Below are 12,931 nucleotides of genomic sequence, written 5' to 3' on the forward strand. Positions count from 1 at the left end.
CGCGGATTACCAGGTATGAATGTCGCGCGCCGTATCCGTCATGTAGCGAACGCCACTGATGGTTGGCAGCAACTGGTTGATCAGACGGTTCCAGCGGGCAACCGGTGCGGTAGTGACATATACCACGTCGTATGGCTGGAGACGGAACTCCGTCGCCATCACCAGAGAGGTCGCATCGGACATATCCAGCTGGTAGATGTTGGCAATCTTGCCTTTCGCGCTGCCCTCACCTTTCAGCGGACGGATCACGAAGATACCGGTCGCGTTAGAGGTCGTCAGATCGATACCCTCAGCATTGCCCAGCGCTTCGGTCAGCGTCATACCGCTGAAGTCCATCTTGAGGGTGCTCTGTTTCTTCACTTCACCCATCACGAAGACTTTAAGATCGTCATTGCGTGGTACATAGAGGATGTCGCCCGGATAAAGCAGGCGGTTCTGGGTCAGATCGCCGTTTTGCATCAGCGCCTGCAGCGAAATGCGCTGCTCTTTCCCGTTGTGGGTCAGTACCACGTTACGCCAGTCGGCGCCGTCGGTTAACCCGCCTGCGGCGTTAATGGCATCCAGCACGGTCAGAGGAACGTTGGTGATGGCCTGCTGACCAGATTTGTTCACCTGGCCGGAGATATAGGCTTTTTGCGAGCGGAATGCGGCGATATTAACGTCCACCTGCGGATCGGCGATGTACTGCGCTAAGCGGCCGGTAATATCACTGCGGATCTCGGCAAGCGTTTTCCCTGCTACATGGACTTTACCAATGTAGGGATAGAACATGGTGCCATCTGACTGCACCCAGTTACCGGTGTCGCTTGAGCTACGGTACTGGCCCGCTGGCGTGGTCAGTTCGGGGTGATCCCAGACGGTCACGTTAATGACGTCTCCAGGCCCTACGCGATACTGGTAGGAAGCAATTTCCTGGTCCAGTGACATATTTGGCTGGGCAACGTTTGGACGTGGGCGTAATTGTTCGACCAGACGAGGCGTAAGTGGATAAACATTCACCATTTTGTCGAGATCAAAATCGGCATCCTGTTGCTTGATCACATCCTTGCCCATTGTAGACATATTGCTTCCGGGAAAGACCGTGCAACCGCTCATCAAGGTCACAGACACCAATAATGGCATCAATTTCATTTTGGAGTTCATCATTGATTATTTATCACTTTGGCAGAGTAATTATCCTGTGCAATTTAAATACGTGTGAATCTAAAATGCATTAAGAATGTAGCTAATCAAATAAAAATATAAGTGGCATCATTCCTAAAAAAAACGCTATTTGGCCAGTCACTGTTGACAACGTAATCATGGCCCACCCACACACATTCAGGCACGCTACCGCCCTTGGCTTCCAGCTACCAATACGCTATAACACAATGAATTACAGGCAAAAAACCGCGAGAATTTTTTGCTGGTGAAATAAATGAAGCATTCAAAATACGCAGGCACTATTTCGTTAATCGCCCAAAAAAAACATCAATCCTTAACGGGAGTTATCCTTTTTTAGGCTAATAATCTTGTAACAGTTAATCCCAAAACAGGCAAGGAAACGGGTTCCGAACGTCAACTTTTAAGAATTTATTTAGAAATGCACTTTATTTTTAAGAATTTCTTTATGTTGACAGCGTTATGATTGAACATCTTTTAATGCGATATTTCTTAATTTTGTTATTTCGGATAAATACAGATTTTCTGGATAAATTAAAACTATTATACCCGGCAGTTTTAATTTAATGATTATTGAGAGAAATCTCATACTGACATTGCATTTTCCCACAGCTTTATCCATGATCGAATTGTGTCATTAGTCATGTTACAGAAGGTATTGCTACTACTATGGAATGGATTGCCGATCCCTCAATCTGGGCCGGGCTGGTTACGCTGGTTGTCATCGAGCTGGTGCTCGGGATTGATAATCTGGTTTTTATCGCCATCCTCGCTGAAAAACTGCCCCCTTCCCAGCGCGATCGCGCGCGCGTAACGGGGCTGCTGCTGGCGATGGTGATGCGCTTACTGCTGCTGGCCTCTATTTCCTGGCTGGTCACGCTCACTCAGCCTCTGTTCTCCATTCACGGTCTGAGCTTTAGCGCCCGCGATCTGATCATGCTCTTCGGCGGGCTATTCCTGCTGTTCAAAGCCACCGTGGAGCTCAACGAGCGGCTGGAAGGCAAAGACAGCGAGAACCCGACCCAGCGCCGCGGAGCAAAATTCTGGCCGGTGGTCGCGCAAATCGTGGTGCTGGATGCGGTCTTCTCCCTGGACTCGGTGATCACCGCCGTCGGGATGGTGGACCACCTTGCGGTGATGATGGCCGCGGTCATTATTGCCATCACGCTGATGGTCATGGCCAGCAAGGCACTGACCCGCTTCGTGAACAGTCACCCGACCATCGTTATCCTTTGCCTGAGCTTCCTGCTGATGATTGGCTTCAGCCTGGTGGCCGACGGTTTTGGCTTCCATATTCCGAAAGGCTACCTGTATGCCGCCATCGGGTTCTCCGTCATGATTGAAGCGCTTAACCAGCTGGCGATATTCAACCGCCGTCGCTTCCTTTCCGCCAATCAGACTCTGCGTCAGCGCACAGCCGACACGGTCATGCGTCTGTTAAGCGGCAAGAAAGAGGATGCGGAGCTGGACGCCGAATCCTCCGCCATGCTGGCCGACCACAGCGACGGGCAGATCTTTGACCCGCAGGAACGACGGATGATTGAGCGAGTGCTCAATCTGAACCAGCGTACGGTCAGCAGCATTATGACGTCGCGGCATGACATTGAGCATATTGACCTGACGGCCCCGGAAGCGCACATTCGCGCCCTGCTGGATAAAAACCAGCACACCCGCGTGGTGGTGACCGGCGGGGAAGCGGAAGAGGAGCTATTGGGCGTGGTACACGTCATTGATCTGCTCCAGCAGCAGCTCCACGGTGAGCCGCTCAATCTCCGCGCTCTGGTTCGCCAGCCGCTGGTCTTCCCGGAGGGGCTGCCGTTGCTTTCCGCCCTTGAGCAATTCCGTAACGCGCGCACCCACTTTGCCTTTGTGGTGGATGAGTTTGGTTCGGTGGAAGGGCTGGTAACGCTCAGCGACGTGATGGAAACCATTGCCGGTAATCTGCCAAACGAGGTGGATGAGATTGACGCCCGCCACGACATTCAGAAAAACGCCGACGGCTCGTGGACGGCTAACGGCCATATGCCGCTGGAAGACCTGGTGCAATATGTGCCGCTGCCGCTGGATGATAAACGGGAATACCACACCATTGCCGGTCTGCTGATGGAGTATTTGCAGCGTATCCCACAGCCGGGGGAAGAGGTTCAGGTCGGCGACTATCGGCTTAAAACGCTCCAGATTGAAAACCATCGCGTGCAGAAGGTTCAGCTGATACCGCTGCGGGAAGAGGAAGAACTGGATTTTGAGGTGTAAAAAAGCCGGGTGGCGTTTCGCTCACCCGGCCTGCGGTGTTCGGTTTTTGTAGGCCGGGTAAGGCGAAGCCGCCCCCCGGCGCAACAGGCATCAAAGCTTATCCAGCAGCTTCTTCACATCCTTGCCGTCCTGTGAATCTTTATTACGATCCGCCCAGCCGCTGAGTCGACGTTTCGCTTCATCCTGCAGATGCTTACGCAGGATCTGATCCACCTGCAGACTGTAATTCAGGGCCTGCCATTTGCCGTATACGCTCAATGGGACCGGCGTCTCTTTCAGGAAGTCAATGAGCTTGCTTTCGCCCTGCCAGCCGGAAAGTACCCGCACGTTAAAGCGCGTGTCCGCCGTCTCTTTGACCAAATCCAGCTTACCCTCGCCCGTTACTGATAAGATTGAAGAGGTACCCTGCATTCCGTCGAGAGAGAGTTGTCCGTTGTTCAGCGTCAGGTCCGTGGTGAAGCTGTCGAGGCGCGTGGCACTGTCGTAGTCCTCCTGGGCCTTCACATCGCTGCTGCGCTCCACCGCCTGCTGCACCAGCTGCTGGAAGTTAAGCCCTTCCATACGGGAGTTTTTCAGATCAAGATGCGCCTGCCCCTGCCACTCGCGGCGGAAAGCATCGGCATCAATTTTCGTGCCGGAGAAATCACCCGCGAGCGTCAACTGCCCCGTCAGAGAGATCGGGTAGTTAAACGCGGTCAGGATGGTCCCTATCTCAACGTTATCGAGACGCGGCTGGAATTCGGCGCTGGCAACGTCTTTACGGACATCCAGCGTGCCGGGCAGTGAGAGGTGTCCTGCGCCCATCTTGCCGCTCAGTTCGGAGATCACCAGCAAACCGTTATGGTTAAACATCTGGCTGCTCACGTCGGTAAAGTCCATGCCGCGCCAGCGCAGGCTGGTGGCTTTCAGCAGAATATCCGCCGTGAATCCGCGCAGAGCGTTATAGTCAGGTTGATCGAGATTCGACGAAATAACCGGACGTGATACCGGTGCCTGGCTTTGCCCCGTCTGCGTCGCCTCGCTGTCCGTGGCGCTGGCTGGCAGAGGTGGCATCAGGTTTTCCAGGTTGAGCTTGTCAAATTGCAGATTCAGCACCCACTTCGGCTTCTCTTCAAAGGTGACGCTCGCCTGCCCCTTCAGGCTACTGTCATTTGCCTGCAGGTTGAGATTATCCAGCTCCAGCTGTTTTTGTTCCTCACGCCACACTGCCTGCAGCGTCCCCTGACCGGCGATCCCCTGGGTGGGCAGATTGGCCCCCGTCAGCTGCCAGTTAAGCTGCTGGATATTCGCCGTGAGCTGATGCGGATAGTCTGACGCATTCACATTAGCATTCAACGACAGCGTCAGATCCCGCTGATCGCGGTTCACGCGCCCGCTCAATTCCACCGATGCAAGATGGTGCTCATCCTGTTCCATCTGCAGATTAATGTTGCGAACGGTGACCAGCTCTTCGTGCTCATGCTGGAAAACCAGCACGCTATCGGCCACTTTCAGTTTGCCAATATCAAAGGACCAGCCAGTATCAGACGGTTCATCAGGCAGGGTATTTTCACGCGGTGCCACCGGCGCGTTGGCATCACGGACAGCTTCAGTTTGCGGGGTGAGCTGAATCACCGCGCCTTTCAGCATCACCTGATTCACCTGCAGCTGATGGGAAATGAGCGGGATCAGCGCCACATCAAGGCGCATGTTATCTGCGGACACCAGCGGCTGGGACGCCCCCGGCGCCGTGAGCGACATGCGGCCAGAGAGAATGCTGAGCTGCGGCCAGACGTGCCAGCGCAGCGGCCCGTCCAGCTTCAGTTGATAACCACTGCGTGCCTCAACCTGCCGCACCATATACGCGCGGAAGTCATTAGGGTTAACCAGCAGAACCAACGCCGAAAGGCCAGCCACCAGCACCACCAGCAAAATCATCAGCGTTGTCAGAACTCTTCTCATGGCATCCTCAATGGACTAACGATCAGTCTTTATCAATACGGCTTGCAACCGCACCCTGCTGGTCGCGATATTTTGCGTCCTGACGGCGGTTATACGGCCTGTCTGCCGGGCCTGACAGCGGTTCAAAACTTAACGCGCCGATCATCATCCCCGGACGAAGCGCCAGCGGCAATTTACCGGCATTGAAGAATTCCAGCACAATACGGCCCGACCAGCCTGGATCGATACGGTGCGCGGTCACGTGTACCATCAGTCCCAGTCGCGCCAGCGAAGAACGGCCGTCAAGCCAGCCGACGAGGTCCGCAGGCAGGGTGACGGATTCAAACGTTACCGCCAGCGCCAGTTCACCCGGATGCAGATAAAAGGCTTCGCCATCTTCGATTACGATTTCGTCACTCATCACGCGATCGAGCGCGGCGCTGACTTCGTCCTTCGGTCCGCTGAGGTCAATGAACGGTGCGGTATGGCCGCTAAAGGTGCGGAATTTATTCCCCAACCGGACATCGACGGTCACCCCATTGATACGCTCAACAGGTGGACGTGGGGTAATAGACAAACGGCCTTCATCCAGCCAGGCTTCAATATCGCGATCACAAAGACGCATGCCTTTTTCTCCTTTCATGCATCGTACCCTGAGCCGGTAAGCGCTCAGGGTAAAACCAGGTTATCTCTGAACGGTACACAATTCACGCGGCTTATTCAAAAAACTGGCTGATTTTCGCTTTTAAGATATCGATCGCGATGCGGTTTTTACCCCCGCGCGGCACGATGATATCGGCGTATTGTTTGGAGGGCTCAATAAACTGCAGGAACATCGGGCGGACCGTTTTCTGGTATTGCGCCATCACGGAGTCCATTGAGCGGCCACGTTCATTAACGTCACGCTTGATGCGGCGCATCAGGCAAATATCCAGCGGGGTATCGACGAAAATCGAGAAGTTCATGGATTCACGCAGGCGGGCGTCGGTCAGCAGCAGGATGCCTTCAAGGATAATGACCTTTTTCGGCTCGATGCGGATCGTTTCCTGGGTGCGGGTATGTTCTACGTAACTGTAAACGGGCAGTTCGATCGCCTGGCCGCTCTTAAGCGCTTCTAAATGCTGGAACAGCAGGCTGTGATCCATCGCATTTGGGTGGTCATAGTTCGTTTTAACGCGCTCTTCCATCGACAGATGGGATTGATCTTTGTAATAGCTGTCTTCGGGAATGACGCCGATATGCTCATCACCTACTTGTTCACGCAGTTCGCGATAAAGCGTACTGGCAATTAGACTTTTACCTGAAGCCGATGCGCCGGCGATGCCTATAATGACGCACTGATGAGACTTATCAGTCATAAATTTAGCGACCTGATTAACCTGGATGTAAAGGAAGGACGACGCCGGAGCGTCAAACGCGGCAATTATAGGGATTTCGCGGGCGTGATACCAGTCGAATACTCAGGTTCTGCGAGACTGACCGAAAAGTGACGAGTTATTCCCTGAATGAAATTTAAATGCGCATTTTTTCGCCGCTTACCCGTTTTTTTTCACGGAGTAAGTATTTAATAAGTCTGTGTTGTCAAATTCTGAGCGGTCACCATATGAATTGTAAATTGTTTGTACTAGCATAAACCAAATTATCAAATTCACGCGTTCGGACATCTTCTTCCCTGACGGCATGGCGTCTCTGGATAAAGCGGTAATGAATAAACAATACCAGCGGGTTTTGGTGACCACCCCACATCCTTTATTACGACTTGTCTGTCTGGGCCTGGTCACCTTTATCTTTACCTTATTTTCGCTGGAGCTCACCCGCTTCGGCACCCTGCTGGCCCCGCTCTGGTTTCCCACCGCCATTATGATGGTGGCGTTTTACCGCCATGCCGGAAAAATGTGGCCGGGCATTGCCCTGGCCTGTTCGTTCGGCAATATTCTGGCCTCATGGATGCTGTTCTCCTGGGGTTCGGTCAGCCTCATCTACCCTGCGGTCAACGTCATTGAGGCCGTTATCGGCGCGCTGTTCCTGCGTAAATGGCTCCCGTGGTACAACCCGCTGCAGAATCTGAATGACTGGATCCGCGTGGCCATCGGCAGCGCGCTGGTGCCGCCACTGATGGGCGGCATTTTAGTGTCTCTGCTGGCACCCGGCTCTGAGCCCCTGCGTAATTTCTTCGTCTGGGTGTTGTCAGAAGCCATTGGCGCACTGGCACTGGTGCCACTGGGGCTGTTATTTAAGCCGCATTATCTGCTGCGCCACCGTGACCCGCGATTGCTGCTGGAAACGCTGACCACGCTGGCCGTGACGTTAGCCCTCAGTTGGGCAGCCATCACCTGGCTGCCGTGGCCCTTCACCTGCGTGATCGTTCTGCTGATGTGGAGCGCCGTGCGCCTGCCGCGGATGGAAGCGTTCATGGTGTTTCTGGTCACCGTGATGGTGGTGTCGCTGATGATTGCCCGCAATCCTCTGGCGCTGACCACCCAGCACGCCGGGCCGATGCTGAACGCCCCCTGGCTGCCGTTCCTGATGCTGCTCCTGCCCGCTAACGTAATGACCATGGTGATGTACGCCTTCCGCGCCGAACGCAAACACATCACCGAAAGCGAAGAGCTCTTTCGTAACGCGATGGAATATTCCGCCATCGGCATGGCGCTGGTCAGCATTGAAGGCAAATGGCTTCAGGCTAACAAGGCGCTGTGCAATTTCCTCGGCTACAGCCAGACGGAGCTTCAGTCGCTGACCTTCCAGCAGCTCACCTGGCCAGAAGATCTGAATACCGACCTCGAGCAGCTCGAACAGCTGGTCAACGGCGAGATCAACACCTACTCCCTCGAGAAGCGCTATTACACCCGCGACGGGGAAGTGGTCTGGGCGCTTCTTGCCGTCTCCGTGGTGCGCCATGCCGACGGCTCCCCGCTCTATTTTATTGCCCAGATTGAAGACATTAACGACCTGAAGCAGACCGAGTGGGTCAATAAGCGCCTGATGGAGCGAATTACGCTGGCTAACGAAGCCGGGGGCATCGGCATCTGGGAGTGGGATCTGGAACCCGACATTATCAGTTGGGATAAGCGGATGTTTGAGCTCTATGAAATACCGCCGCACATCAAGCCCACCTGGCAGCTCTGGCACGACACGATGCTGCCGGAGGATCGCGTCCATGCTGAGCAGGTGCTGCGGGACTCCCTGATTTCCCGCCTGCCGTTTAAGCTGGAATTCCGCATCCGCGTGAAGGAAGGCGTGCGTCATATTCGCTCCCTGGCGAACCGGGTGCTCAATAAGCAGGGGGAAGTTGAACGGCTGCTCGGCATCAACATGGACATGACCGAGGTTAAGCAGCTTAACGAGGCCCTCTTCCAGGAAAAAGAGCGTCTGCACATTACCCTCGACTCCATCGGTGAAGCGGTGCTGTGCACCGATATCAACATGAACGTCACCTTTATGAACCCGGTCGCGGAGAAAATGAGCGGCTGGCTGCAGACCGAGGCTATCGGCCAGCCGATCCTGAAGGTGTTACACATTACCTTCGGCGAAAAAGGGCCGCTGATGGAGAATATTCACAGCGGCGATATGTCCCGTTCCGATATCGATCAGGATGTGGTGCTGAACTGCCGTACCGGCGGCAATTATGATATCCACTACAGCATTACGCCGCTCAGCACGCTGGATGGACAGAATATTGGCTCGGTGATCGTCATTCAGGACGTCACCGAGTCGCGCAAAATGCTGCGCCAGCTAAGCTACAGCGCCTCCCACGATGCCCTGACCCATCTGGCAAACCGGGTCAGCTTCGAAAACCATCTCAAACGGCTCTTGCAGACCGTTCGCGAAACGCGCCAGCGCCATGCCCTGGTGTTTATCGACCTCGATCGCTTCAAAGCCGTCAACGACACGGCTGGCCACGCCGCGGGTGATGCCCTGCTGCGGGAACTGGCTTCCCTGATGTTGACCATGCTCCGCTCCAGCGACGTGCTGGCGCGTCTGGGCGGGGACGAGTTCGGGTTACTGTTACCGGACTGCAACCTGGAAAGCGCGCGCTATATCGCCGGTCGCCTGATTCATGCCATCAACGACTATCACTTTATGTGGGAAGGCCGCCTGCACCGGATCGGCGCCAGCGCCGGCATCACGCTGATTGATGAAAATAACCATCAGGCATCGGAAATCATGTCGCAGGCGGACATTGCCTGTTACGCCTCAAAAAACAGCGGGCGCGGCATGGTGACGGTGTATGAACCCCAGCAGGAGCGGGATCATCACACGCGCAGCATGATGTCGCTTGATGAACAGTGGCACATGATTAAAGACAATCATTTGATGATGATTGCCCGCAGCGTCGCCTCCCCGCGCATCCCGGAGAGCAGTAATTTCTGGCTGCTGTCGTTACGCCTGTGGACCAGCCAGGGCGAAGTTCAGGAAGAGCATGCCTTCCGCTCGGGTCTGGCCGAGCCTGAGCTTCTGCACGCCCTCGACAGACGGATCTTTAGCGAGTTTTTCCGCACCTATGCCACCCAGATCGCCAGTAAAGGCATGGGCGTGGCGCTGCCGCTCTCGGAGGCCGGTTTAGCCAGCGTGACGCTGGTCGATGAACTGCTCGACCTGCTGGATAAAAGCCCGATGCCGGGCCGTCTGCTGCATCTGGTTATCTCTGCCGATGTGGTGTGCAACCCGGATAAGAACCTGCATCGGGGTCTGCAAAAGCTTCGCCAGGCGGGCTGCCGCGTGATCTTCAGCCAGGTGGGACGCGACATGAACGTCTTTACCCACCTGACCGCGAATATGGCCGACTATCTGATGCTGGATGCAGAGGTGGTAACCAACGTGTATGGCAATCTGATGGATGAGATGATGGTGACCATTGTTCAGGGCCACGCCCAGCGTGTGGGAATGAAAACTATCGCGGGCCCCTGTAATCAGCCCATCATGATGGATACGCTCTCCGGCATCGGCATCGATTTTATCTTTGGTGACACCATCGCCGAGCCGCAGCCATTAGATCTTCTGCTCAACACCAGCTATTTCGCCATCAACTGACGGTGCCCAGCCGTCGGTATACCAGATGTGCAGCAGCGCGTAGGAGCGCCACGGCTTCCAGCGTTCGGCATAACGACGAATTTGCGCGGGCGTCATTCCGGCGAAGCGCTGTTTAATCAGGTAATCATCCGGCAGAAAGACATCTTTCGCCTGCCAGCCGCGCAGGGCCAGATAATTTGCCGTCCAGCGCCCTATCCCCGGCCGCTGCTGTAACGCCTTCATCCCCTCTTCTGTATTCGCGGGCGGGGAAAGCGGAAACGTTCCGTCGATAACCGACTGCGCCAGATGAATCAGCGACTCCGCGCGCTTTAGCGGCATACCCAACGCCTTCAGCGCCAGCGGGTCCGCTGCCGCCAGCGCCTGGGGCGTGGGGAAGCAGAGATAGCCCGGACAGTCCGCCACCGGTTCGCCACAGAGCGCCACCACGCGTGACGCCAGCTTCGCCGCCATCGCCACGCTCACCAGCTGCCCGAGGATCGCCCGGACGCCCTGCTCGTACGCATCCATCGCCCCCGGTAAACGCAAGCCTGGCCTTGCAGCACCGACTTCGCCCAGCGTTTCTGCTATTTGCTGCGGGTTACAGCGGAGATCGAACAGGCGTTCGATGCGTTCAAGACACGCCTGCGCAACCGGAATTAACCCCGGGCTGAGCGTCACGCTCAGCGTATGGCTGGCAATATCCGGCGTCACGCGGAAAATCCCCTGATGCCCCTCGCAGGCAAAACTGCGCTCATAGTAATCGTTGGTGACGGTTTCAATGCCCGTTACCGCGCGCGCGCCAAGAAAACCAAACATCCACTGCCAGTCATAAGGGGGAAGCCAGGTGAGGGTATACATCGTTGCTCCTTTTTTAGTGTTATCAGCATAAACGTAAAGACCCTGTTTTGCCTTGCTTTCATATTCCTGTTGTCGCCATGCAGACATTTCGTTAAAGTCTCGCCCCTTCTCACCGGCATGGGGATTCATCGTGTTTATTGGATTTGACTACGGTACGGCAAACTGCTCGGTTGCGATTATGCAAGACGGGCAGCCACGGCTCCTGAAAATGGAAAAAGAGAGCACGCTGCTGCCGTCTATGCTCTGCGCACCGACGCGTGAAGCGGTGAGCGAGTGGCTGTTTCGCCACCATCAGGTTCCGGCCACGGCAGCGGAGACCCAGGCGCTGCTGCGCCGGGCGGTCAGCTTTAACCGCGAGGAAGATATCGACGTTACGCCCTCCAGCGTGCAGTTCGGCCTCTCCTCGCTCGGGCACTACATTGAAGACCCCGAAGAGGTCTATTTCGTTAAGTCGCCAAAATCCTTCCTCGGCGCCAGCGGCCTGAAGCCGCAGCAGGTCGCGCTGTTCGAAGACCTGGTGTGCGCGATGATGCTGCATATTCGCCAGCAGGCGCAGACGCAGGTCTCCGATACGATTACCCAGGCGGTGATTGGCCGCCCGATCAACTTCCAGGGGCTGGGCGGCGACGAGGCCAACCAGCAGGCGCAGGGGATCCTGGAGCGCGCGGCGCACCGCGCCGGCTTCCGCGACGTGGTATTCCAGTATGAGCCGGTTGCCGCAGGGCTGGACTTCGAAGCCACGCTGACGGAAGAGAAGCGCGTGCTGGTCGTGGATATCGGCGGGGGCACGACGGACTGCTCGCTGCTGCTGATGGGGCCGCAGTGGCATCGCCGTCGCGATCGTGAAAACAGCCTGCTCGGGCACAGCGGCTGCCGCGTGGGCGGTAACGATCTGGATATCGCCCTGGCCTTCAAGAGCCTGATGCCGCTGCTCGGCATGGGGGGGCAAACCGAAAAAGGCATCGCCCTGCCGATCCTGCCGTGGTGGAACGCGATAGCCATCAACGACGTGCCGGCGCAGAGCGATTTTTACAGCACCGCCAACGGCCGCTTCCTTAACGATCTGGTGCGCGATGCCCAGGACGGCGAAAAGGTCGCCCTGCTCTATAAAGTGTGGCGTCAGCGTCTCAGCTACCGCGTGGTGCGTACGGCGGAAGAGAGCAAAATCGCCCTGTCCGACCGCGCTGAACATGCGGTCTCCCTGCCGTTTATCAGTGACGAACTGGCCACTGCCATTTCGCAGGACGGGCTGGAGACGGCGCTTGCCCAGCCGCTACAGCGCATTCTGGAACAGGTGCAGCTCGCGCTGGAGAACGGCAAAGAGAAGCCGGACGTGATTTACCTGACCGGCGGTAGCGCTCGTTCACCGCTGATCAAGAAAGCGCTGGCCGAACAGCTGCCGGGAATACCTATCGCGGGTGGCGATGACTTTGGCTCCGTTACCGCAGGGCTGGCGCGCTGGGCGCAGGTGATGTTTAGCTAGTGCGGTTGTGCCGGGTGGCGGCTTCGCCTTACCCGGCCTACAAAACGTGTGTTGTTGTAGTGCGGTCTGGTGCCCTCTCCCACAAAACACCAAAAACGGCAACATCCGTTGCCGTTCGCATTTACCTTGTAGGCCGGGTAAGCGAAGCGTCACCCGGCAACACTCAGACAATTCCCGACAGTCTTCCATATTTCCTCCATTTTTCCGCTGTGTTGCCTGACTAAACTAGTATCATTCCCCGAA

At 56.0% G+C, this 12,931-nt stretch carries 8 protein-coding genes; 3 read left to right on the top strand and 5 right to left on the bottom strand.

The features are described 5' to 3' along the window. Positions 1–6: 6 nt before the first annotated feature. Entirely contained in the window at positions 7–1,146 is a 1,140-nt protein-coding gene (locus L362_RS12140; RefSeq protein WP_008499413.1) for a polysaccharide export protein, read from the bottom strand. 684 nt (positions 1,147–1,830) lie between these two features. Between L362_RS12140 and L362_RS12135 the strand changes: the two genes are divergently transcribed. Next, positions 1,831–3,414 (top strand): TerC family protein, encoded by a 1,584-nt coding sequence (locus tag L362_RS12135; RefSeq protein WP_008499412.1) that lies wholly within the window; start codon positions 1,831–1,833, stop codon positions 3,412–3,414. 90 nt (positions 3,415–3,504) lie between these two features. Here the strand turns inward: L362_RS12135 and asmA are convergent, their stop codons facing one another. From asmA to udk, 3 genes are all read right to left on the bottom strand, one after another. Beyond that, on the bottom strand, positions 3,505–5,355 hold the full coding sequence (asmA, locus tag L362_RS12130; protein WP_023344510.1) for an outer membrane assembly protein AsmA: 1,851 nt from the start codon (positions 5,353–5,355) through the stop codon (positions 3,505–3,507). A 22-nt stretch (positions 5,356–5,377) separates the two neighbouring features. After that, on the bottom strand, positions 5,378–5,959 hold the full coding sequence (dcd, locus tag L362_RS12125; RefSeq protein ID WP_008500854.1) for a dCTP deaminase: 582 nt from the start codon (positions 5,957–5,959) through the stop codon (positions 5,378–5,380). Between the two features lie 91 nt (positions 5,960–6,050). Then, positions 6,051–6,692, bottom strand: a complete 642-nt coding sequence (gene udk, locus L362_RS12120) for a uridine kinase (protein ID WP_008500855.1) — start codon at positions 6,690–6,692, stop codon at positions 6,051–6,053. A 346-nt stretch (positions 6,693–7,038) separates the two neighbouring features. On the opposite strand from udk, the gene L362_RS12115 reads away from it, so the two are divergent. Continuing rightward, entirely contained in the window at positions 7,039–10,368 is a 3,330-nt protein-coding gene (locus tag L362_RS12115; protein WP_023344511.1) for a diguanylate cyclase, read from the top strand. On the opposite strand, the gene alkA is transcribed toward L362_RS12115, so the two are convergent. Then, a complete protein-coding gene (gene alkA, locus L362_RS12110; RefSeq protein WP_023344512.1) occupies positions 10,327–11,205 on the bottom strand; it encodes a DNA-3-methyladenine glycosylase 2 in 879 nt (292 codons plus the stop codon). The two genes, L362_RS12115 and alkA, sit on opposite strands and share 42 nt — an antisense overlap. A 130-nt stretch (positions 11,206–11,335) precedes the next feature. On the opposite strand from alkA, the gene yegD reads away from it, so the two are divergent. Then, entirely contained in the window at positions 11,336–12,688 is a 1,353-nt protein-coding gene (yegD, locus tag L362_RS12105) for a molecular chaperone (RefSeq protein ID WP_023344513.1), read from the top strand. Positions 12,689–12,931: the final 243 nt, after the last annotated feature.

The organism is Enterobacter sp. MGH 16 (genome assembly GCF_000493175.1).
Taxonomy (GTDB): Bacteria; Pseudomonadota; Gammaproteobacteria; order Enterobacterales; family Enterobacteriaceae; genus Enterobacter; species Enterobacter roggenkampii.

Coding starts and splice junctions, on each gene's coding strand:
- L362_RS12140 (WP_008499413.1), bottom strand. CDS start 1,146: ATGATGAACTCCAAAATGAAATTGATGCCATTATTGGTGTCTGTGACC.
- L362_RS12135 (WP_008499412.1), top strand. CDS start 1,831: ATGGAATGGATTGCCGATCCCTCAATCTGGGCCGGGCTGGTTACGCTG.
- asmA (WP_023344510.1), bottom strand. CDS start 5,355: ATGAGAAGAGTTCTGACAACGCTGATGATTTTGCTGGTGGTGCTGGTG.
- dcd (WP_008500854.1), bottom strand. CDS start 5,959: ATGCGTCTTTGTGATCGCGATATTGAAGCCTGGCTGGATGAAGGCCGT.
- udk (WP_008500855.1), bottom strand. CDS start 6,692: ATGACTGATAAGTCTCATCAGTGCGTCATTATAGGCATCGCCGGCGCA.
- L362_RS12115 (WP_023344511.1), top strand. CDS start 7,039: ATGAATAAACAATACCAGCGGGTTTTGGTGACCACCCCACATCCTTTA.
- alkA (WP_023344512.1), bottom strand. CDS start 11,205: ATGTATACCCTCACCTGGCTTCCCCCTTATGACTGGCAGTGGATGTTT.